24 protein-coding genes are annotated in these 19686 nt (G+C 62.4%); 9 read left to right on the top strand and 15 right to left on the bottom strand.

What is annotated here, in order from left to right:
• Positions 1-86: 86 nt before the first annotated feature.
• Positions 87-680: a LysE family translocator gene (locus AMK00_RS14290; RefSeq protein ID WP_064810783.1), complete on the top strand. Its 594-nt coding sequence runs from the start codon at positions 87-89 to the stop codon at positions 678-680.
• Here AMK00_RS14290 and AMK00_RS14285 read toward each other — a convergent pair.
• Both AMK00_RS14285 and AMK00_RS14280 read right to left on the bottom strand, forming a co-directional pair.
• On the bottom strand, positions 672-1148 hold the full coding sequence (locus AMK00_RS14285) for a DUF2269 family protein (RefSeq protein ID WP_064810782.1): 477 nt from the start codon (positions 1146-1148) through the stop codon (positions 672-674). The genes AMK00_RS14290 and AMK00_RS14285 overlap by 9 nt on opposite strands.
• Positions 1148-1969, bottom strand: a complete 822-nt coding sequence (locus tag AMK00_RS14280; RefSeq protein WP_064810781.1) for an SDR family oxidoreductase — start codon at positions 1967-1969, stop codon at positions 1148-1150. Before AMK00_RS14280 ends, AMK00_RS14285 begins: the two co-directional genes overlap by 1 nt.
• Positions 1970-2320: 351 nt before the next feature.
• Between AMK00_RS14280 and nthA the strand changes: the two genes are divergently transcribed.
• The 3 genes from nthA to AMK00_RS14265 are packed head-to-tail and all read left to right on the top strand — an operon-like array spanning position 2321 to position 4003.
• On the top strand, positions 2321-2989 hold the full coding sequence (nthA, locus tag AMK00_RS14275; RefSeq protein WP_064811728.1) for a nitrile hydratase subunit alpha: 669 nt from the start codon (positions 2321-2323) through the stop codon (positions 2987-2989).
• Positions 2986-3645, top strand: a complete 660-nt coding sequence (nthB, locus tag AMK00_RS14270) for a nitrile hydratase subunit beta (protein WP_064810780.1) — start codon at positions 2986-2988, stop codon at positions 3643-3645. Before nthA ends, nthB begins: the two co-directional genes overlap by 4 nt.
• Entirely contained in the window at positions 3632-4003 is a 372-nt protein-coding gene (locus AMK00_RS14265; RefSeq protein ID WP_064810779.1) for a nitrile hydratase accessory protein, read from the top strand. The genes nthB and AMK00_RS14265 overlap by 14 nt, the downstream gene beginning before the upstream one ends.
• Positions 4004-4006: 3 nt before the next feature.
• Here the strand turns inward: AMK00_RS14265 and AMK00_RS14260 are convergent, their stop codons facing one another.
• Genes AMK00_RS14260 through AMK00_RS14250 form a run of 3 tightly spaced genes read right to left on the bottom strand, consistent with a single transcriptional unit; the run spans position 4007 to position 5698 of the window.
• The gene (locus AMK00_RS14260) at positions 4007-4789 is read right to left on the bottom strand and encodes an anti-sigma factor family protein (protein WP_064810778.1); all 783 of its coding nucleotides are present in this window, start codon (positions 4787-4789) and stop codon (positions 4007-4009) included.
• Complete coding sequence (locus AMK00_RS14255; RefSeq protein WP_064806236.1) at positions 4786-5301, bottom strand: RNA polymerase sigma factor; 516 nt, start codon at positions 5299-5301, stop codon at positions 4786-4788. The genes AMK00_RS14260 and AMK00_RS14255 overlap by 4 nt, the downstream gene beginning before the upstream one ends.
• A gap of 16 nt (positions 5302-5317) precedes the next feature.
• The gene (locus tag AMK00_RS14250) at positions 5318-5698 is read right to left on the bottom strand and encodes a COG4315 family predicted lipoprotein (protein ID WP_064803700.1); all 381 of its coding nucleotides are present in this window, start codon (positions 5696-5698) and stop codon (positions 5318-5320) included.
• A gap of 340 nt (positions 5699-6038) precedes the next feature.
• Between AMK00_RS14250 and AMK00_RS14245 the strand changes: the two genes are divergently transcribed.
• Positions 6039-6527, top strand: coding sequence for an RrF2 family transcriptional regulator (locus tag AMK00_RS14245; RefSeq protein ID WP_064803698.1), 489 nt, complete (start codon positions 6039-6041; stop codon positions 6525-6527).
• Here AMK00_RS14245 and AMK00_RS14240 read toward each other — a convergent pair whose 3' ends face one another.
• The 4 genes from AMK00_RS14240 to AMK00_RS14225 form a co-directional block, all read right to left on the bottom strand.
• Complete coding sequence (locus AMK00_RS14240) at positions 6528-8009, bottom strand: mechanosensitive ion channel domain-containing protein (protein ID WP_064810777.1); 1482 nt, start codon at positions 8007-8009, stop codon at positions 6528-6530.
• A 93-nt stretch (positions 8010-8102) separates the two neighbouring features.
• Entirely contained in the window at positions 8103-8519 is a 417-nt protein-coding gene (locus tag AMK00_RS14235; RefSeq protein ID WP_064803694.1) for a cupin domain-containing protein, read from the bottom strand.
• Positions 8520-8585: 66 nt separating this feature from the next.
• A complete protein-coding gene (locus tag AMK00_RS14230; protein ID WP_064810776.1) occupies positions 8586-9341 on the bottom strand; it encodes an SDR family oxidoreductase in 756 nt (251 codons plus the stop codon).
• Positions 9342-9408: 67 nt separating this feature from the next.
• Complete coding sequence (locus AMK00_RS14225) at positions 9409-9888, bottom strand: carboxymuconolactone decarboxylase family protein (protein WP_064803691.1); 480 nt, start codon at positions 9886-9888, stop codon at positions 9409-9411.
• 131 nt (positions 9889-10019) lie between these two features.
• Here AMK00_RS14225 and AMK00_RS14220 point away from each other — a divergent pair, with 131 nt between their 5' ends.
• Complete coding sequence (locus AMK00_RS14220) at positions 10020-10946, top strand: LysR family transcriptional regulator (RefSeq protein ID WP_064810775.1); 927 nt, start codon at positions 10020-10022, stop codon at positions 10944-10946.
• 83 nt (positions 10947-11029) lie between these two features.
• Positions 11030-12157, top strand: a complete 1128-nt coding sequence (locus tag AMK00_RS14215; RefSeq protein ID WP_064803687.1) for an ATP-dependent DNA helicase — start codon at positions 11030-11032, stop codon at positions 12155-12157.
• 67 nt (positions 12158-12224) lie between these two features.
• On the opposite strand, the gene AMK00_RS14210 is transcribed toward AMK00_RS14215, so the two are convergent.
• Complete coding sequence (locus tag AMK00_RS14210) at positions 12225-12917, bottom strand: MerR family transcriptional regulator (RefSeq protein ID WP_064803686.1); 693 nt, start codon at positions 12915-12917, stop codon at positions 12225-12227.
• Positions 12918-13348: 431 nt separating this feature from the next.
• Between AMK00_RS14210 and AMK00_RS14205 the strand changes: the two genes are divergently transcribed.
• Entirely contained in the window at positions 13349-14101 is a 753-nt protein-coding gene (locus tag AMK00_RS14205) for a pyridoxine 5'-phosphate synthase (protein ID WP_064810774.1), read from the top strand.
• Positions 14102-14336: 235 nt separating this feature from the next.
• Here the strand turns inward: AMK00_RS14205 and AMK00_RS14200 are convergent, their stop codons facing one another.
• Positions 14337-15245 carry an SDR family oxidoreductase gene (locus AMK00_RS14200; RefSeq protein ID WP_064810773.1) on the bottom strand — a complete coding sequence of 303 codons (909 nt, stop codon included), beginning with the start codon at positions 15243-15245 and terminating at the stop codon, positions 14337-14339.
• 123 nt (positions 15246-15368) lie between these two features.
• Here AMK00_RS14200 and AMK00_RS14195 point away from each other — a divergent pair, with 123 nt between their 5' ends.
• Positions 15369-15785, top strand: a complete 417-nt coding sequence (locus tag AMK00_RS14195; protein ID WP_064803681.1) for a winged helix-turn-helix transcriptional regulator — start codon at positions 15369-15371, stop codon at positions 15783-15785.
• Here AMK00_RS14195 and AMK00_RS14190 read toward each other — a convergent pair.
• The 4 genes from AMK00_RS14190 to AMK00_RS14175 form a co-directional block, all read right to left on the bottom strand.
• The gene (locus AMK00_RS14190) at positions 15782-16996 is read right to left on the bottom strand and encodes an MFS transporter (RefSeq protein WP_064810772.1); all 1215 of its coding nucleotides are present in this window, start codon (positions 16994-16996) and stop codon (positions 15782-15784) included. The two genes, AMK00_RS14195 and AMK00_RS14190, sit on opposite strands and share 4 nt — an antisense overlap.
• A 108-nt stretch (positions 16997-17104) precedes the next feature.
• On the bottom strand, positions 17105-17728 hold the full coding sequence (locus AMK00_RS14185) for a TetR/AcrR family transcriptional regulator (protein ID WP_064810771.1): 624 nt from the start codon (positions 17726-17728) through the stop codon (positions 17105-17107).
• 60 nt (positions 17729-17788) lie between these two features.
• Positions 17789-18706 (bottom strand): bifunctional helix-turn-helix transcriptional regulator/GNAT family N-acetyltransferase, encoded by a 918-nt coding sequence (locus tag AMK00_RS14180; RefSeq protein ID WP_064810770.1) that lies wholly within the window; start codon positions 18704-18706, stop codon positions 17789-17791.
• A gap of 236 nt (positions 18707-18942) precedes the next feature.
• Entirely contained in the window at positions 18943-19662 is a 720-nt protein-coding gene (locus tag AMK00_RS14175) for an aspartate/glutamate racemase family protein (RefSeq protein ID WP_064810769.1), read from the bottom strand.
• Between the last annotated feature and the right edge of the window lie 24 nt (positions 19663-19686).

Raw genomic sequence — 19686 nt, 5'->3', positions numbered from 1 at the left:
AATGATGCAATGGCATCGGCGATTTAGGACAGTTATGCTGACCTAAATAAAGTGGGCTGCTGGAAAAGCCGGCTTCGGGAGGTCGCATGCCGCTGGATACGTTTCTCGCCCTCGTTCTCTTCGCCTTCACGACGTCGATCACACCGGGCCTGAACAATATGATGCTCTTTGCCTCGGGCGTGAATTTCGGCTTCCGCAGGACGATCCCGCATATGTTCGGCATCGGTGCCGGCTTCTTCTCGCTGCTCATCGGCGTTGGTTTCGGGCTCGGGGCGTTGCTGCACACGATGCCCGTGGTCTATACGGCGCTGAAGTTTGCGGGAGGCGCTTATCTCGTTTGGATTGCCTGGAAGATCGCTTCGTCGCGCTCGCTCAGCGAGGGCAAGAGCGGTGCGGCGCCGATGTCCTTCCTGTCGGCGGCGGCTTTCCAGTGGATCAATCCGAAAGCCTGGGTGATGGCGGTGACCGCGATGGCGACCTATACCAATCCCGAGCTTTACCTCGCCAGCGTGTTGATCGTCGGTCTGGCTTTCGCGGTGGTGAACGTGCCGAGCGTCTCGACCTGGGCAGGCTTCGGCTCGGCGCTCAGGGAATGGCTTTCCGATCCGGTGCGGCTGAAATGGTTCAATATCAGCATGGCCGTGCTTCTGGTGGCGAGCCTCTGGCCGATGCTAAAATAGCGCAATCGACGGTTTCGTCAGCATCAGCCAAAAAATGCCGAGAACGGCCGAGAAAGCGGGAAAGCCGAACACGAACCAGACGCGATAGAGGCTGTGGTAGCTGGGCGGCAGGGCGCTTCCCGAGCTTGCCGCCGCGCGAGCGAGGTCGCGCAGTTGGTTCTGGATCCAGATGACCGGCAGCCAGAACAGGCCTGTGACGACATAGAGCAGCTGCGACAGCGCCATCCAGCCTTCCCAGAGGTCCCAACCGATCGACCGCGCCAGGAGATAGCCGCTCACCGGCTGGAGAAGAGCAGCGGTCGCCGTGAAGATCGTGTCGGCGATGACGACAGTCGCGGCGACATGGGCGATCAAGGCGGGATCGCGCGTGCGGTGCGCCATCACCATGAAAAAGGCGATGCCGGCACCGGTGCCGAACAGAACGGTCGCGCCGATCACATGGGCAAGCAGCAGCCATTGCTCAAGCATCAGCGTTCATCCAGGGTGGCAAGGGCCGTGAGCGTCAGCAGGATCGACGGTAGCACCTTGACGAGGGGGCCGAGCGGATCGAGCCAGAGGGCGGGTTCGAGAAGTGTGCCGCCTGTGAGATAGGCCAATGAGACGGCCAGCATGCCGAGGAGGGCGCGTCTGGCGAGCGGGCGGACAAGGACGGCGGCGCCGAGCGCGATATCGATGAGGCAGGTGACAAGCGTCAGCGCCGTTGCGCCCGCCTCGGGCATGAAGGGCAGGAAATGCGCGGAGGCCTTCGGCACCACCAGCAGCGGGATCAGGCCGGAGAGCAGCCAGAAAGCCGACAGGCCCGATATGACGAGTGGCTTCAGCAGATAGAGCCTGGCGAACCAGAGATCCTGTACGCCGGAAGGATTGGCCGCGAGCGTTGCCGCGGCGGATGTCGCGGCAAGGCCGCTCTCCCCCTTCGCGCTTTTAACGCCTTCCGACATGACGGTCATCGCCGTCGAGCGCAGCGGCGAACGCCAGCCGAGCAGGCCCGCGACATCGGCGAGCCAAGTTACCGGCCTTGCCTGCGTGGCCGCCAGATCATCGGAAAGACCGTCCTGCAGCGCGCCGGCGCAATTGACGACGACATGCTGATCCTTCAGGAGATCCTCCCAGTCCTCGGGTTTCGTCATGCGGGACAGATCGGCCCGCCGCCAGTTTATCGCAGGCTGCCTCAAACGCGCCCGCACGGGATTGCGGCCGAGCCCGGTCACGGCATGCCCATCGGTGGCGAGCCGGGCCGCGACGACGGAGCCTATGAAGCCGGTTGCACCGAGAATCAGGATGTTCATGGCGGGAGATTAGCGGAAAAGTTTGATTGGGATAGAAGGGCTTGGCGGCGTTGTGGTGTATGGTAGAAAGAAGGGAGACGGTTTTACCGACCTGCTTTGAATTGGGACGAGAGGTTGCCACGACTCCGCTTCTCCCCGGCGGGGAGAAGATGCCGGCAGGCAGATGAGGGGGTGAGCGGCGAGCCGCGAATGCACGGAGCGCAAGCGAAGGGCAAATCATGAAGGGTGTGCCGTGCGGCCCCCTCATCCGACCCTTCGGGCCACCTTCTCCCCGCTGGGGAGAAGAGGAGGAGCGTGCCGCGCGCATTGAGGAAACAGGGCGGCCGATCGCCGTTCCGGGAGGATATTGCCTTGCACGACGACCACAATGACGATCACGGCCATCACCACGATCATGCCCACGACAACCATTACTCCGACATGCAGGCGCGCGTCAAAGCGCTGGAGACGCTGCTGACGGAGAAGGGTTTGATCGATCCGGCGGCGATCGATGCGATTGTCGAGACTTACGAGACGAAGGTGGGGCCGAGGAACGGCGCGCATGTCGTGGCCAAAGCATGGAACAATCCCGAATTCGCGGCCTGGCTGAGGCGCGATGCGACGGCGGCGATAGCGAGCCTTGGTTATACCGGCCGGCAGGGCGAGCATATGCGCGCCGTCTTCAACACGGCCGATACCCACAACCTCATCGTCTGCACGCTCTGTTCCTGTTATCCCTGGTCAGTGCTCGGCCTGCCGCCGGTCTGGTACAAGGCGCCGGCCTATCGTTCACGGGCGGTGATTGATCCGCGCGGCGTGCTTGCCGAATTCGGCCTGACCCTGCCGGTGAACAAGAAGATCCGCGTCTGGGATTCGACGGCGGAGCTGCGTTATCTCGTGATTCCGGAGCGGCCGGCGGGCACGGAAGGCATGGATGAGGCCGCACTTGCCGGCCTCGTTAGCCGAGACGCGATGATCGGCACGGCCATTGCAGGCAGCTCGAAGATTTCAGCTGCCGGCAGCCAGGAGGCTCTGCCATGAACGGACCGCACGATCTCGGCGGACAGATGGGCTTCGGGCCTGTCGCGCCTGAAAAGGATGAGCCCTGTTTCCATGCCGACTGGGAAAAGCGGGCGCTCGGCATCACGCTTTCCTGCGGCGCCTTTGGTGCATGGACGATCGATGAAAGCCGGCATGCGCGCGAGAATATCCCGCCGGCCGATTATCTCGCTGCCAGCTACTACGAGATCTGGATCCGCGGCGTCGAGACGCTGCTTGCGCGGCACGGCTTTGCGACACGCGAGGAGCTGCTGTCCGGCCACAAGCTGCAGGATGGGGCTGCGCCGAAGCGGGTGCTGAAAGCGGAGATGGTGGCTGATGTACTGGCAAAGGGCGGGCCTTGCGATCGTCCCGTCGAAACCGCGCCGCGCTTTGCGGTCGGTGAGGCGGTGAGGGCGAGGAATTTCAATCCGCCGACCCATACGCGGCTGCCGCGCTATGCGCGTGCCAAGATGGGCGTCGTCGAAGCGGTGCAGGGCTCCTTCGTCTTTCCCGACGACAATGCGCATGGCCGAGGCGAGAATCCGCAATGGCTCTACACTGTCGTCTTCGACGGCGGCGAGATTTGGGGCGAGGGGGCGGATCCGTCGCTGACGGTCTCCATCGATGCGTGGGAGAGCTATCTTGAGCGTTTGTGAGATGCCCTCGGAGCTCAGCCAATCGCTCGGTCTGCCGAAATCTCCGGAAGGCGGGCCGGTCTTTCCCGAGCCTTGGGCCGCCGAAGCCTTCGCCATGACCGTGCATCTGCATGAGAACGGGATATTTGCCTGGCGCGAATGGGCCGAGCTCCTGTCTCGGGAACTTCATAAGCCCGGCCGCGCCGAAGACGGCAGCGATTATTTCGACTGCTGGGTGGCGACGCTTTCCGAATTGCTTGTCAGCCGCGGCATAGCGGATGCATCTGCCATTCTCGACCTGCAGAAGAGCTGGCAGCGGGCAGCCGAAGCCACGCCGCATGGGCAACCGATCGAGCTCGCCAACGATCCGTACCGCTGACCCTCAAGAAGGAAACTGCCGATAGCATTCCTCGGCCACGCCACGTAGGGTCTCACGCGAGACTTCGCCGGTGACGGCGTAACCGAGTTCGCCGTCGACCCAGTAGAAGGTTTCGAGATTGCCCGACGAGGCGAAGCGGAAGCTCGTCGTGCGGTTTTCCCTGTTGCGGCCAACAATGACCGTCAGGCGTTCGCCGGCTTGGTTCTCGTACATGAACATGGCGCCCGGCCTGCCGTCGACCGGAAGCAGTCGACCGCCGACCAGCTTGAAGCCGAGCGACTGCAGGTCAGGGATCTTCAAATTTTCGACCGCCAGCCGCTTTCCGAGCCAAGTGGCGAGATGAGCCTCCTCGTCGGCGAAGACCTCGACGGGGTGGCGCACCTCTGCGGCATAGACGGTGAAGGCGGTCTCGGCCTGTTTCGGCAGGGTCTCGGAGCCGGCAAGCTGCAGGTCCGGCTTTTGAAGAAGCGCGGGGCCATAATGGCCGCTGACCGCGCCGAGCGCGAAGACGAGCAGGGCCGCGGCGGCGGCCATCCAGCGCTTCGGCGCGGAGGAGGGCGCGCGTGGCGGGGTGACGAGCTGGGGATCGGTGTCCTTCGCCTTCTCATAGCCTGCGAACAGCGTCCTGATGCCGGTATTCTGCGCCTGCCATTCGGCGACCAACGCCGCTTCGTCGGGATTGTCGGCAAGGAAGGCCTCGACGCGGGCGCGGGCCGTTTCCGCCAGCTGGCCGTCGGCATAGGCGTGGAGATCTGCTTCGGTGACGATCGGGTTGGTCTCGTTCATTTCGGTCTCCGAAGCGTAATGACGTTATCGGCCTTCAGCCGCTCGGCGATGCGCTGGCGGGCGCGCGACAGCCGGGACATGACGGTGCCGATCGGGATCTCGAGCGCGGCGGCGACCTCGCTGTAGCTGTATCCCTCGATGACAACGAGCATCAGCACGGCGCGGTGCTCTTCCGAGAGACTGTTCAGCGCATCGTCGAGCCGGGCGCGCTCCAGCGGATCGGCCGGCGGTTCGGGAGCGGCCACGTCTTGTGCGGCGTCGAGCTCGACCAGGCCGTCGCGCGCCTTGCCGCGCCGGCCGTTTCGATAGAGATTGGTCATGATGGTCAGGACCCAGCCGCGCAGATTGAGGCCGCGCCATTGGCCGCGGCGCGTCAGGACCTTCTCGACACAGTCCTGGAGCAAGTCCTCGCCGTCGGCATCCGAGCGCGTCAGGCTGCGCGAATAGCGCCTGAGCGAGGGCAGGAGGGCCAGGATCTGGCCCTCGAACGTTTCAGGTGGGGGTGTCTTCACGCCGGCTCTCTTGGCATCAAGGTTTGGCGACATCCCAATTGCCGCCGACACCGTCGCCGGTGATGTCGCCAGCCTTCTTGTCCTTCACCCAGTAATAAAGCGGCATACCGTCCTTGGCCCATTGCTTCTTGCCATCCTTACGCTCGATGATCGAATATGCGCCATCGGCCTTGGCATCGGAAGCGGCCATCAGCGGCGGCCAGTTCTTGGCACAATCGCCGTTGCAGTTGGAAACGCCCTTGGCGTCTTTCTTGAAGGTGTAGAGGGTCATGCCGTTTTCGCCGGCGAGCACCTTGCCCTTGGCGGATTCGACTTCCTTGACGGGAGGGGCGGCGAAAGCAGCGGTCGCGGCAAGAGCGGCTGCCGCCGCGACGGACAGGAATTTCACGGATGTCATAATGTCTCTCCTCAGGTTGGGCACGCAATGCTGCGATACCTGAGATGAGACACGCGACGAGGCAATTTTATTCCGGCTGAGCGAAAGTTTTCGCGGAAAATGGGGGGTTGCAGTGGGGCACGCCGATCAGCCCTCATGTGAGGAGGCCTGAGGGCCGTCTCGAACCACGAGGGCGGGTGGCCGGCTCGATTACTTGCCGGATGCAGATATTGCTGCGGCCAGCGCGGTGGCTAGCCCCGTGGATGTCTTCGCTGTCATCGCAGTCATTTACATCAAATCGATTTGCGGATAGCATATATCCTTAATGTGGTTCACAGAACCAGCCATTAAGAGTTGCTGAATGATCTTGAAAAGCCAGGTCGAGTGGGCGCTGCATTGCTGCGCCATTCTCGCGGGCCTGCCCGAGGGCAGGTATCTCTCCACCAAGGCGCTCGCCGAGCTTCATGGTCTGCCGAAGGAATATCTCTCCAAGGCGCTGCAAAGCCTTTCACAAGCCTCGCTCGTCGATACCACGCTCGGCCCGAGCGGCGGCTACAGGCTTGCGAAATCCCCGTCTGAGATCAACTTCCTTGATATTGTCGAGGCGGTGGAGGGAAAGGCGCGCAGCTTCACCTGTACGAATATCCGGGAGAACAATCCGTGCCGGCCGGCAGGCTATTGCGACAGCAAACCTTGCGCGGTTGCGCGCGTCATGTGGGAAGCCGACGAGGCTTGGCGAAACACGCTGAGGGCCGTGCGGCTCTCTGATCTCGTTGGCACCTTATCCGAGGAGGTGCCGGCGGACATCTGGCAAGGCACGTTCCAATGGGTGCTCCAGCGTGCCGGCTGATCATGCCCTGAAGATGGTCCTGATGGTCTTCAGGATTGCGTGCGCGTTGCGTGCTTGTTCCGGGGGCAGGTTAACGCCGTCGCGGAAGCGTTCGGCGCGGCCGGCGAGGGCTTCGGCGATCTCTTCGGCCAGGGCTGGGCGTTCGCTAAGCAGCGGGGCGAAGGCCGCCTGACCGATTTCATAGATCGTCACTGGGGTCAGGGCCTCCAAGGTGCAGACTTCCTGCATGCCGGCGAGCAGGCCTGTCTCGCCGAAGAAATCACCTGGCGCAAACCGTCCGCGCTCTTCGCCTTCGCGACGCGCCACGATGATACCGGCGCGCACCATCATCAGCGAGGGCAGCATTTCGCTCTCCCGCACGATCACATCGCCTTTGCGGAACTGCCGGACAGTCGTGGTCTCGGCGAGCCTCTGCCTCTCATCTGATGTCAGTGTTGCAAAGACGGGAATCGCTTCGATCAGCGCAAGCGGCGTGACGGTCGGCGGCTTGGCGTTTTCTTCCGTCGGCAGATCGGCGGTCAGCACCTGGGCTGCGGGTGGAACGGCCAAAAGCAAGCCGGCGGATTTGCAATGGCGATAGACGAGATCGAGCACCTCATTTCGCGCTGTCACGCGCTGACTGGGGCTCGTCACCCGAAACTGCAGCTCGACTTCGAGCGCGGTGGCGTCCAACCCCTTCAATGAGACGACCGGCGGCGGCTCGCGCACGATCGAATTGCAGCTCGTGAGCGCCGAGAGCATGACCTGGCGGATCGATGCCGGCATCCGGGTCGGAGCGATGCGGATGGTGAGGATCAGCAGATGGGTCTCGTCCGGCCGGCTGACATTGGTCAGGCCGAGTTTCGCCAGGAGGCTGTTGGGCAGGACGACGACATTATTGGCGCCGGTCAGGATGTGCGTCGCGCGCCAGTTGCTTTCGACGACGCGCCCTTCCGTGCCGTCGCTCAAGAGGATCCAGTCGCCGATAACATAGGGCCGGCCGAGCGTCAGCGCGATGCCGGAAAAGACGTCGGCGAGCGTGTTCTGGAGCGCCAGGCCGAGGATGATGGCGACCACGCCTGATGTCGCGACGAGAGTGCCGATCGGTACGCCGAAGACGAAAGCGAGGACCGAGAGTGCCATGCCGATATAGACGATGCCGATGACGAGATCCTGCAGCAGGCGGGCCTCACGCGGGCTTCCCTCCAGCACCAGATAGAGCCTGATGAAACCGATCACGGCCCATGCCAGGTGGACCCACCAGAGCGATTTGGCGACGATGACGAGCAGGGCCTGCGGGTCTTCGGACTGATATCCCTGAAAACGGTGGGGCTCGATGCCGCTGCCGGCGAGGATCAGCGTCATCACAGCAAAGAAGAGGATCTGCACCACCAGCCGCGTCGTCGGCCGCTGACTGGAGAGGAAATACCAGACGAGGATGCCGGCAAAGCCGACGACGATGAGGGAGATCAGCGGCTTGCCGAACAGCGCGTCGTAGATCATCTCTCTGTCTCCGGAAGGGGCGGGCGGTACATGATTTAGCAAGTCGGCCACCCGCGCAAGCATCGACGTGCGCGGGCGATCAAGGACCGACCATCAGTTCTGCAGCGGGAAGGTCAGCTCCTTCTGCTTGGTGTCGACGACGAAGACGGCGAGCAGGCGGGCGGGCTTGGTCTTGCTGCCGTTGGCGCTGACGCCGTGGCGGTCGCCCGGCATTTCCGAGAAGCTTTCTCCGGCCTGATAGACCTTGACCGGGCCGTCATTGACCTGGCTGCGGATCGATCCCTCGAGCACGGTGGCGTAGATGAAGGCCGAGTCCGGGTGGGTATGGCCTTCAGAGAAGCCGCCGGGGCCGTATTCGACCAGCACGCCCTTGATGCTCTTGCCGGGTACGTTCGGCAGCTCGTGCTCATAGACGAGCGTCACCTTGGCAGACTTGCTGCTGTCTCGGGCGGAAGCTCCGGTGGCTGCCAGAAAGGCGAGCGCGGCGGCGATGATTGATGCTCTGATCATGGCAATCTCCTTTGTTGCTGGGGTGGAGAGGACGCGCCCGAGTGGCCGCGTCCTGAGGCAAACCAATCACTTCGACTCGGCTGATTTGGCAAACCACTCTTCGAAGGTGATCGAACCGAGCCGCGGATTGTCGTCGGAGATGAGCGACTGATCGTTCAGCCTTGCGCCGAAATATCGCGCCTCGGCGTCGGCCTCGACGGTGCGCGGGTCCTTCATCGCCTTTAGATAGCGGGCGACGAGGTCGCTGAGGCGAGCGCGTTCGGGACCCGATATCTCGATCGTCTTGTTGGCCGGGGTGGAGAGCGCCACGTCGGCCATGGCGTCGGCGACGTCATCGGAGGCGATCGGCTGCACATAGGCCGGCGACAGGCGGACCGTCTGGCCGACCGTGCCGGATTGGGCGATGCCATTCAGGAATTCCATGAACTGCGTCGAATGCACGATGGTGTAGGGAATACCCGAGGCCCTGATCAGCTTTTCCTGAGCGAGCTTGCCGCGGAAATAGCCGCTTTCCTGCAGGCGCTCGGTGCCGACGACCGAAAGCGCGATATGATGCTTGACGCCGGCGGCCTTTTCGGCGGCGAGAAGATTGCGTCCCGAGGTCTCGAAGAATTCGAGCACGGCCTTGTCCTCGAAGGAGGGCGAATTGGCAAGGTCGAGTACGACCTCTGCGCCGGCAAGCGCTTCCGCCAGCCCTTCCCCGGTGATCGTGTTGACGCCGGAGTTCGGCGAGGCGGCAATCACCTCATGGCCGCGCTTGCGCAGGCGTTCGACAGTTTTCGAACCGATGAGGCCGGTTCCGCCGATGACGACGATTTTCATAACGGATCTCCCTTCGCTGTCGCGGCGCGGCAGCGTCAAATTTAATCTTCTCAATGAATTGCAGGGGTTAGTTCAGGCCAGCCTTGTCGAGGCCGTAGGCCTTGTCGGCCGTGCCCGGTACGGTCTTGAAGCCGACATTGACGCGGTTCCAGGCATTGATGGCCATGACCACGAAGGTCAGGTCGGAGATTTCCTTCTCCGAAAGCTGGCCGCGAACCCGCTCGTAGATCTCGTCGGGAACGCCGCCCTCGGGAAGTTTGGTCAAGACTTCGGTCCATGCCAGCGCTGCGCGCTCGCGGGGGATGAACAGGTTCGATTCCCGCCAGATGGCGACGTGATAGATTCTGAGCTCGCTCTCGCCATGGATCTTTGCCTGCTTCACATGCATGTCGAGGCAAAAGCCGCATCCGTTGATCTGCGAGGCGCGGATTTCGACCAGCGCCTGCAGCTTCTCGTCAATGACGCTGCTCCTCAGCGCCATGCTGAATTCCATGAATTTCTTGAAAAGCTCGGGGGAATGCTGGGCATAGTTCAATCGCTGGGTCATGTCGTTCTCCTCTAATTAAGGACAGTTATTATCCTTATGGATAAAAGATATCCTTAATTGCTGGACAGTAAAGCCATTCTCGCTTAGTCTGGCGGCATAAAGCCTATGCGCAAAAGTATGAGGGGGCTGTCATGGATATCGTATCGGCATTACGGACCTTTCAGCGCGTGGTAGAGACAGGATCGTTTTCGGCGGCAGCACACGATCTCGACGTGACTCAGCCGGCGGTTTCACGCCAGGTCGCAGCCCTCGAAAGCCATTTCAACATGCGCCTCTTGCATCGCACGACAAGCGGCCTGTCGCTGACGGCCGAAGGCGAGCGAATGATGCCGATGGCGCTGAGGATTCTCGACGCGGTGGAAGAGCTCGGCGATGCCGCCGGGTCGGATGGAGCGATCGCTTCGGGGAAGGTCAGGCTGAGCGTTCCGGCACCACTCGGGCTCTATCTCAGCGAGCGGCTGGGCGATCTTCTCGCTGCTCATCCCAAACTCTCGGTCGAGCTGCTTTTCAGGGAGCAAAGCTCCGACATGATTGAGGAGCGCCTGGACCTTGAAGTGCGCCTTGGCCCGGTCGCCGACAGCAGCCTCGTCTGCCGCCGGATCGGCTGGACGACGGCCTTCCTCGTCGCGTCTTCCGCCTATCTCGCACGCAGGGCGGCGCCGCGCGCACCGAAGGACATCAAGGATCATGAATGCCTGTGCTACAACAGGGCGGGTGAGGCCAATATCTGGTCCTTCTCGAGCGGCTCGGAAGACATATCGGTCAGGATCTCGCCGCGGCTGACGGCCTGCAACGCCGTCGCTATCCACAGGGCAGCCCTTGCCGGCGCGGGCCTTGCGGTGCTCTCCCACATCATCGCCAAGCCCGATATCGCCGCTGGCCGGCTGATCCCGGTGATGAATGATTTTCAGCCGAGCCGGCTGCCGGTCACCGTCGTCTATCCCTCGCGACGCAACATGGCGCTACGCGTCAAGACAGTTCTGGATTTTCTGATCGATGCGATGGGGCAGGACCCGTCGATGTGCGCAGGCGGCGCGGACCGGGGCTGGGACCGGTGAGTGCAAGGATCTGCTGCCAACGGCCACGCAGTATCGGTTTCCGCCTTGCTTAAAAGCGGCGAATCCTGCCAAGTCGTCTGATCATGCAATTTGCGCCGCAACAAGACGAAGCCCTGAAGGCTGTTTCGAAATGGCTGAACGAAGGGCGCTCGCCGCTCTTTCGCCTGTTCGGCTATGCCGGAACGGGCAAGACAACGCTTGCCCGGCATTTTGCCGAGAATGTCGACGGCGACGTGCTGTTTGCCGCCTTCACCGGCAAAGCCGCCCAGGTGCTGCGCTCGCGCGGCGCCTCCAACGCCAAGACCATCCATTCGTTGATCTATCGCCCGCGCGGCGAGGAAGCGGTGGAGGACGAAGAGACCGGCAAGACCTCGATTGCGCCGATGTTTTCGATCAACCGGCAGAGCCCGGTCGCCAAAGCGGCGCTGATCATCGTCGACGAATGCTCGATGGTGGACGAGGCCCTCGGCAAGGATCTGATGAGCTTCGGAACGCCCATCCTGGTGCTTGGCGATCCCGGCCAGCTGCCGCCGGTTTCGGGCGGCGGTTACTTCACCAACCAGGAACCGGATTACCTCCTCACCGATATTCACCGCCAGGCGCGCGACAATCCGATCATCAAGCTCGCCATGCAGGTGCGCGAGGGCAACGAGGTGATGTATGGCGATTACGGAACGGCGAAGGTTATTCCGAAGAGCGAGGTGACGCAGCAGCTGGTGCTGGGTGCCGATCAGGTGCTCGTCGGCACCAACAGGACGCGGCGGCGCTATAATCAGCGCTTGCGCGAATTGAAGGGTTTCAGCGCCGATTATCCGCAGACCGGCGACAAGCTCGTCTGTCTTCGGAACGATCCTGCCAAGGGCCTGCTCAACGGCTCGCTGTGGCAGGTGATGACCTCGTCCAAGGAAACCACGAAGCCCGGCATCAATCTCCTCGTCCGCCCGGAGGACGACGACATGGATCGCGGGGCGGCGAAGATCAAGCTGCTCAAGCAGGCCTTCGAGGATGTCGAAGGCGAAATCCCCTGGAACACCCGCAAGCGTTACGACGAGTTCGACTATGGTTATGCCCTGACCGTTCACAAGGCGCAGGGCTCGCAATGGAACGACGTCGTGCTCTTCGACGAGAGCTGGGCCTTTCGCGACACGCGGGAACGCTGGCTCTACACCGCGATCACACGCGCGGCGGAGACGCTGACGATCGTGCGCTGATCCCGATCGCGTCGCGATCCCGATCAAGCGGAAGGGGCGGTGCGGCCGTCGGGGCGTTGTCCGTGCGTCAAGCCTGCACGATGCCGAGCAGGACGGCCTTGGCGATCGCCTGAAAACGGTTGTTGGCGCGGAATTTCAGGATGATTCCAGCTTCGAGATCCCTGGTTTCGTCATGCCTCAGGTCGAGCGCCCGAGCGATGCGCTGGGTGGAATAGCCCTCTGCCATCAATTCCAGGCAACGCAGTTCCTGCTCGGTCAGGCTGGAACTGTCCTGATTGTCGTTGAGCGGCTGCGTCTCCATGCCGTCGTCGAAATCCAGTAGATCGCCGACCTGCTGGAGTTGGCGGTGCAGCGTCGACATTTCGGCCGTCAGCTCGCGCTTGCGCACCTGCAAGGCCTCGCGAAACATCGCCTCGGCCGATTCCTGCGAATCGGCTTTGCGAAGCTCGTCCATCAATTCCTGGATAACCGCGATCGGCATGCCCGTTTCGCGGCAGACGGTGATGACAGCCATGCGCATCACGTCGTCCTGGCCATAGACCCGCATCAGGCCGATGCGATTGGCCGAGATCAATCCCTTTTCTTCGTAGAAATGCAGCGTCCTGTGCGTAACGCCGAATGCGTTGGCCATATCGGCGATAGGCACCGGACCTTCCGGTAGATCCGGCGGCAGCGCGGCAGAAGGCAGGAACCGGTATTTCGACCGGGCCTCCGAAGCGATACCGGCGGCAGCAAACAGGCGTTTGGAACCGTCTGGCATGAACCCTCCTAGGGCATCTTGTTGCACCTCATGCGGATTTGCCAGTTGCTTCCCGGTCGCGGCGAGTGGGGTTTCCTCTGAGCATCTTACATGGAGAAAGAAGCAGTACGCGGCCTACGTTTACGCGACACAATGTCCACGTTATGCGTGAACGATCTTTTTTATAAGTGCTAAAAATAATCTCTTTTAAATAGGATAGCAACGCGACGGGGCGCTTTGCAGGCTTTGCGCGAAGGTTCAAGCAAAACACGCGCTGCGCCCGCCGCATCTTCGCAGCCGGGGGAACTGCTATTCCTGGTACATTCCTCCCTGTTGTAATGCCGATTCATCAATGATCGGCGTTGCACTCATCTGCGATTCTCGTTGGCCATCGCCGGGCACTTGGCTTAAAAGCGTGGCCTCCCATTTCCGAGACCAATGGATAATCCGCCATGCCAGCCAAGCTCTCCGTGAACCTCAACGCCATCGCCATGCTGCGCAACCGGCGCGATCTGCCCTGGCCGAGCGTCGAAACCCTCGGGCGCATAGCCCTTGCATCAGGCGCCAGCGGCTTGACGGTGCATCCGCGCCCCGACCAGCGCCATATAAGATTTTCCGACTTACCCGTCATCCGCAACCTGATCGACGACGAATTCCCGAAGGCCGAGTTCAACATTGAAGGTTATCCCACAGAGGAATTCCTCGAACTCTGCGCCGGCGCTGCACCCGAGCAGGTGACGCTGGTGCCCGACGATCCGTCGCAGGCGACCTCCGATCACGGCTGGGACTTCCGCAAACACAAGGCGTTCCTCACCGATGTCGTCGCGCGGCTAAAGAAGATGGGATGCCGGGTCTCGCTTTTTGCCGACGGCGACGGCGATGCGGAAGCGGTCAAGATCGCCAAGGTGGTCGGCGCCGACCGGATCGAACTCTATACCGGCCCCTACGGCGGCTGTTACGACGCGCCCGAGCGGGCGGCTCCCATCCTCGAAGCGCTGGGAAAGACTGCAGACGCGGCGCTGGCGATCGGTCTTGACGTCAATGCCGGGCATGATCTGACCGTCGCAAACCTGCCTGATCTGGTGAAGCGCATTCCCGATCTTGCCGAAGTTTCTATCGGCCATGGGCTGACCGCCGATGCGCTGGAATATGGCATGGCGGAAACGGTGCGGCGGTTTTGCAGGGCTTGTGGGCAGAAGGTTTGAGGAAGGTCGTTGCCCTTAGCGCCTCGAGGGGGATCGAGTGACGACGTTCTGGCGGTGAGACGCACGGTGCATATTGAGTCTGCCGCGCCCAAGGACTTGGGCGCACTGGATTCCTGTGCTTGTCACAGGAATCCAGCCACGGCGCGTCTGCCCCGCGAGTGACTCATTTGCGGCAATGAGATTTTTCTCATTCAAAGCCTTATCCCGGCGGCAAGCGCAGGGATAAGCGAAGTGCTCAATGGCCCAGAGCGCTGCCAGCGGCCGTCAATGCAGCCTTATGCGCCACGAAGAAATCCTTCAGCGGCTGCGGCTGTTTACCCGTCAGCTTGGTGAAGTCTTCGGTGACGATTTCGAATTTGCCAGCGCGGATGTTGGCGTCGGCGGAGACCAGCATGTCGGCGATGAAGCCGGGGAGGCCGGCCCCGCGGATGCCCTGGCCGAGCTGTTCGTCATTGACGTCGACCACGTCGAGCGGCTTGCCGGCGGCCTCGGAGACGGTGGCGGCGACCTGCCGGTTGGTCAGCAGTTCAGTGCCGGTCAGCGTATAGGTGGCGCTTTCGGAAGTGCCGGAGGCGAGGGCGGCTGCGATCGCCAGGGCGCAGTCGTCGCGCGCAATGGTCGAGATCTTGCCGTCGCCCGTGGCGCTGTACCATTTGCCGCCCTGCAGGTTGTGCGGCATCCCGTGCAAGTAATTGTCGTGGTACCAGGCGTTGCGGATGATCGTATAGGCGATGCCGCTTGTCTTGACGGCGTTTTCGCTGCCGAGGTGATCGGGCGCGAAGATGACGAGCGAATCGTCCGGGGCTGGCATCGAGGTATAGGCGATGTGCTTGACGCCTGCCTTGACGGCAGCAGCGACGGCGGCCATGTGCTGGCTGAGGCGCTTGCCGGGGGTATCGAGCGCGTCGGTGCTGATGATCAGCAGCCGGTCGACGCCGGCGAAGGCCTTCTCCAGGCTGGCCGCATCATCGAAATCAGCCTTGCGGGTGACGACGCCCTTGTTTGCCAGCCCAGCGAGCTTTTCCGGGCTACGCGTCGCCGCGACAATCCTGGTGGGGGCGACCTTATAGGTCTCGATGAGATGGTGGATGACACGCTGGCCGAGCTGTCCGGCGGCGCCGGTGACCAGGATGGTTTCGCTCATACGTCATTTCCTTCTGCGTTTTGACGTTGGTCTCAAAAAGAGACTAACACTAGAATAGGAATTGACTTCGCGGTGTAAAGGAGGCAGTTTTTCGGCTGTACGTTACCAAAAGGGAACCAGCAGATGAGCGGCGAGGTCCTGAGTCTGAAGAGCAGGATGCCGGGAATGCGGCGCGAGATCGATCTCGCCGGTCTCGATTTTTCCAACTGCCCGGTCAGGGACATGATGCAGCATATCGGCGGCAAATGGTCGACGCTACTGCTTGAGGTGCTGGCGGCTCGGCCTTGCCGGTTCGGCGAGTTGCGGCGGATGCTCCCCGATATCTCGCAGCGCATGCTGACGCAGACGCTGCGCGACCTGCAGAGGGACGGTTATGTCCATCGGGAAGTCTTCCCGACCAAGCCGCCGAGCGTCGAATATTCGATGACCGATCTCGGCCGTTCGCTCTACCAGCCGCTGTCGCAGCTCTTGAATTGGGCGGAAGCGAACCACGAAGCAGTTCGTGACGCCCGCTTGCGTTTCGATTCTGCAGAGAGCTAGGCTTTGTTGCCGCGCCCTTCCGTCAGGAACAGCAGGAAGGCCAGTGCCGGGAAGGCGAAGCCGATCCAGGCCGTCATCGTCCAGCCGCCGGTCGCATAGGCCCAGCCGCCGAGCGCCGAGCCGAGCGCGCCGCCGGCAAAGAAGGTGGCCATGAAGAGGCCGTTCAGCCGGCTGCGGTGTTCCGGATTCAAGCCGTAAATGGCGCGCTGGCCGCAGACGAGATTGGTCGTCACGCCGAAATCCAGCGTGATCGCCGCCACGGTCAGCAGGATTAGGGCGGTGAGCGAGCCATCGCTTGCGAAATGGCTGATCAGGAAGGAGGCCATGCCGAGCAGCATGGCGAAGGTCGAGGCGATCCTGGTCATGCCGCGGTCGGCAAGCCGGCCAGCGATCGGCGAGGCGAGAGCACCGGCCGCTCCGGCAAGTGCGAAGAGGGCGATGCCGTTCTGCGTCAGGCCGAAGGCCGGGCTTGCGAGCAGCAGCGGCGTCGTCGTCCAGAAAAGGCTGAAGGCGCCGAACATGCCGGCCTGGTAAAGGGCGCGGCGCTGCAGCACGCGCGAGGTCAGCGCCAGATGAGCCATGGAGGCAAGAAGTTCGCCATAGGAGAGCTTCGTCTTCGGCATGCGGACCGGCAGGTTGGCGCGAAGCACGATGGCGAGCACGAGCATCAGTGCTGCCGTGACATAATAGACGATGTGCCAAGAGGAGGCCTCGGCAACGAAGCTCGCGAAGGGCCGCGCCAGCATGATGCCGCAGAGCAGGCCGCTCATGACATTGCCGACGACCTGGCCGCGTGTGGCATCCGGCGCCATGTTGGCGGCAAAGGGAACCAACACCTGAACGGCGACCGAGGCGAGGCCGATGGAGAGCGAGGCGGTGAGGAACATCGCAGGCGTCGTCGACAGTGCGGCACCGATCAGCGCCACGGCAGAGACGGCGATTAGCAGCAGCACCAGCCGGCGGTTTTCCGTCAGGTCGCCGAGCGGCACGATCAGCAGCAGGCCGAGGCCATAACCGATCTGCGTCAGCGTGACGATCAGGCCGGTTGCGGCGGGGGAGAAGCCGAGATCGGCGCTGATCGGGCCGGCAAGCGGCTGGCCGTAATAGAGATTGGCGGCCACCAGCCCACAGGCGGCGGCAAAAAGGAAGGTGAGCCAGGGGGACAGCGCTCGTGGAATCACCTTGTCCGTCGTGGTGGCTGAAATGCTCATCAGAAACTCCGGTATTCAAAGATTATGAGAATTAAATGCAAGAATGCTGGCTGCGGCCACCCGATCCTTGACCGGATGCCGCTATTTCGATCGTCCGGGCGCACCCGTTCAGGTCACGAGCTTCATCGCCGCTTCGGCCGCGGCGACCATCTCCTGCCTGCTGCGTCCTGTTTTGCCGATGACGCGCAAGCCCTTGGTCAAGCAGAGAAAAGCGAGGGCGGCGGCATCAGGGTCCACCCTCTTCGGGATGGTGCCGTCGGCGTGGCCGATGCGGATGAGATCGGCCATCAGCTTCTCGTCGGCGGCAAAGGCAGTGACGACATGGGCGGCAGTTTCATCGTCGAGCAAGGCGAAGTCATTGGCGCCGCCGACGACGAGACAGCCTTTGCGGCCGGCCTCGCCATGCGAGAGCTCCGTATAATACATCACCATCTGAAAGACCTTTTCGCGGCCTGTCTCCGCTGACGCGATCATTGCTTCCAAGCGCCGCCGGCCGAGCTTGCGATAGCGGGCAAAGGCGGCAACGAAGATGCCGCGCTTGTCCTTGAATGCCTTGTAGATGCTGCCCGAGGCAAGGCCCATCGCCTCGGCCAGCTCGCTGATCGAGGTGGCGTGGTAGCCGCGCTCGGAAAAGATCCGCAGGGCCGCATCGAGGGCTGTGTCCATATCGAATTCGCGCGGACGGCCGCGGCTGCGGGTTTTTTGATCTGTTGTGAGGTCGGCAACGGTCATGGCTCCTAATTAGAGAATGGTCGTTTCCAAATCAAGCAGAATTTCTGCGATGCAGCAAATTCAGAGATCGAGTACCCAGGTCTGGCCATTCGCCTCGGGGCCGAACTTCTTATGTCTCTCCTCGGAGACAAGGCGGAAGCCTGCTTTGATGTAGATGCCGCGGGCCGCCTCCAGCATGTCATTGGTCCAGAGCGAAAGCTGGCGATAGCCCTTCTGTTTGGCAAAGCGGATGCATTCGTCGACCAGCAGCTTGCCGAGTCCGAGGCCGCGGGCTGATTTGTCGACATAGAGCAGGCGCAGTTTGGCGATGCCGTCGCCGCCATTGGTGATGAGGACCGAGCCGACATTGACGGCGCGGCGCTCGGCGATCCAGCAATATTCATTCTCGGGATCGAAATTGGCGAGGAACTTTCCGGCGACTTCGGCGGCCAGCGCCTCGAAGCGCAGGTCCCAGCCATATTCCTCGGTATAGAAGCGGCTCTGGCTTTCGACGATCCAGCCGATATCGCCGGCGCGATGGGCGCGGATGATCGCCGGCGCGGGCTTTGCGGCCGGGTCTAGCAGGGCGCGGATCGTATTCATGGCCAAGACGACCGCCTGCGGCTCGCCGGTTGCGAGCGTGTCGAAACGGGCGGCGATCTGCGCGTTGGCGCGCCGTCCGAGTTCTTCGAACTCTTCTCGTCCCCGGTCGGTGACAATAATGATCTGGCTGCGCAGATCGGCCGGGTCGGGGCTGGTCTCGATCAGCCTTTCGGCGCGGAAGCGCTTGAGGATGCGGCTGAGATAGGCCGGGTCGAGATGCAGGTCGCGGGCGAGTGCGGTGGCACTGACGCCTGCATGTGAGCCGATTTCGAAGAGGATGCGGGCGTCCGTCAGTGTGTAGGGCGAGTCGAGATAGGCCTTGTTCAGGAGGCCGAGGAAATTCGTGTAGAAGCGGTTGAAGTCGCGGGCGGTTTCGATGAGGGCGATGTCGGACATGGTGATCTCCAGTGGGAGATCTCGCAATTTGCTGACAAGGCCCGCTCCTCGCTCGCCGTCATCCTCGGCCTTGTACGAGGATCTGCTGCCCTATCGACCGGAAGCAGATGCTCGGGACAAGCCCGAGCATGACGAAAGAAGGGTTGGCCGACTGTGTCAACACACTGACAAAAGTCTCCGTATGAAGACGTTTGTCATGCATTTGGTTGACTGAGTCAACTAAATTGTCGGCGGCGTTACGCGGCTTCCTCTTCCGCCTCTTCCTCGGCGCCTAGAGCGAATTCCACCGCCGCCCGGGCATGGATCGCCGTCGTGTCGAAGCCCTGCAGCGGCAGGCGATCGGGATCGAGGATCAGGCAGATCTCGGTGCAGCCGAGGATAATGCTGTCGGCGCCGTTTTCCATGGCGCGGTCGATGATATCGATCAGTTTCTCACGCGAGCGGTCGTGCACCCGGCCGGCGCAGAGCTCGTTGAAAATGATGTCGTGCACGGTGGTACGGTCGGCGACGTTGGGCACCATGATGTCGAGGCCGAGGTTCTTCATGCGGTCGGCGTAGAAGCGGTGCTCCATCGTGTAGCGGGTGGCGAGCAGCAGCGGGCGCTTGCGGCCGGCGGCATGCAGCGATTTCGCCGTCTCGTCGATGATGTGGATCAGCGGCACGGAAATCCTTGCTGCGACCTCCTCGGCGATCAGGTGCATGGTGTTGGTGCAGATGAGGACGCAGCCGGCGCCGCCAGCCTGAAGGCGTTCGGCAACATCGCCGAGGCGGCGGGCGGCGCCAGCCCAGTCGCCGGCCTTCTGAAGAGCGACGATCTCTTCGAAATTGACCGAGTGCAGGATGAGCTCGGCCGAGGCGAGGCCGCCCTTGCGGGCGCGCACCATCTCGTTGACAAGGCGATAATAGACCGCCGAACTTTCGAAACTCATGCCGCCGATCAGGCCGATCGTTTCCATCTCTTTATGCTCCCATGCTTCCAG

Origin of the sequence: Rhizobium sp. N621, from assembly GCF_001664325.1 — a bacterium.
Classification (GTDB): domain Bacteria; phylum Pseudomonadota; class Alphaproteobacteria; order Rhizobiales; family Rhizobiaceae; genus Rhizobium; species Rhizobium esperanzae.
The sequence above is the reverse complement of the archived record's forward strand: the minus strand, read 5'-3'. Positions and strand labels throughout refer to the sequence as shown.

Coding starts and splice junctions, on each gene's coding strand:
- AMK00_RS14290 (WP_064810783.1), top strand. CDS start 87: ATGCCGCTGGATACGTTTCTCGCCCTCGTTCTCTTCGCCTTCACGACG.
- AMK00_RS14285 (WP_064810782.1), bottom strand. CDS start 1,148: ATGCTTGAGCAATGGCTGCTGCTTGCCCATGTGATCGGCGCGACCGTT.
- AMK00_RS14280 (WP_064810781.1), bottom strand. CDS start 1,969: ATGAACATCCTGATTCTCGGTGCAACCGGCTTCATAGGCTCCGTCGTC.
- nthB (WP_064810780.1), top strand. CDS start 2,986: ATGAACGGACCGCACGATCTCGGCGGACAGATGGGCTTCGGGCCTGTC.
- AMK00_RS14260 (WP_064810778.1), bottom strand. CDS start 4,789: ATGAACGAGACCAACCCGATCGTCACCGAAGCAGATCTCCACGCCTAT.
- AMK00_RS14250 (WP_064803700.1), bottom strand. CDS start 5,698: ATGACATCCGTGAAATTCCTGTCCGTCGCGGCGGCAGCCGCTCTTGCC.
- AMK00_RS14245 (WP_064803698.1), top strand. CDS start 6,039: ATGATCTTGAAAAGCCAGGTCGAGTGGGCGCTGCATTGCTGCGCCATT.
- AMK00_RS14240 (WP_064810777.1), bottom strand. CDS start 8,009: ATGATCTACGACGCGCTGTTCGGCAAGCCGCTGATCTCCCTCATCGTC.
- AMK00_RS14235 (WP_064803694.1), bottom strand. CDS start 8,519: ATGATCAGAGCATCAATCATCGCCGCCGCGCTCGCCTTTCTGGCAGCC.
- AMK00_RS14230 (WP_064810776.1), bottom strand. CDS start 9,341: ATGAAAATCGTCGTCATCGGCGGAACCGGCCTCATCGGTTCGAAAACT.
- AMK00_RS14225 (WP_064803691.1), bottom strand. CDS start 9,888: ATGACCCAGCGATTGAACTATGCCCAGCATTCCCCCGAGCTTTTCAAG.
- AMK00_RS14220 (WP_064810775.1), top strand. CDS start 10,020: ATGGATATCGTATCGGCATTACGGACCTTTCAGCGCGTGGTAGAGACA.
- AMK00_RS14215 (WP_064803687.1), top strand. CDS start 11,030: ATGCAATTTGCGCCGCAACAAGACGAAGCCCTGAAGGCTGTTTCGAAA.
- AMK00_RS14210 (WP_064803686.1), bottom strand. CDS start 12,917: ATGCCAGACGGTTCCAAACGCCTGTTTGCTGCCGCCGGTATCGCTTCG.
- AMK00_RS14205 (WP_064810774.1), top strand. CDS start 13,349: ATGCCAGCCAAGCTCTCCGTGAACCTCAACGCCATCGCCATGCTGCGC.
- AMK00_RS14200 (WP_064810773.1), bottom strand. CDS start 15,245: ATGAGCGAAACCATCCTGGTCACCGGCGCCGCCGGACAGCTCGGCCAG.
- AMK00_RS14195 (WP_064803681.1), top strand. CDS start 15,369: ATGAGCGGCGAGGTCCTGAGTCTGAAGAGCAGGATGCCGGGAATGCGG.
- AMK00_RS14190 (WP_064810772.1), bottom strand. CDS start 16,996: ATGAGCATTTCAGCCACCACGACGGACAAGGTGATTCCACGAGCGCTG.
- AMK00_RS14185 (WP_064810771.1), bottom strand. CDS start 17,728: ATGACCGTTGCCGACCTCACAACAGATCAAAAAACCCGCAGCCGCGGC.
- AMK00_RS14180 (WP_064810770.1), bottom strand. CDS start 18,706: ATGTCCGACATCGCCCTCATCGAAACCGCCCGCGACTTCAACCGCTTC.
- AMK00_RS14175 (WP_064810769.1), bottom strand. CDS start 19,662: ATGGAAACGATCGGCCTGATCGGCGGCATGAGTTTCGAAAGTTCGGCG.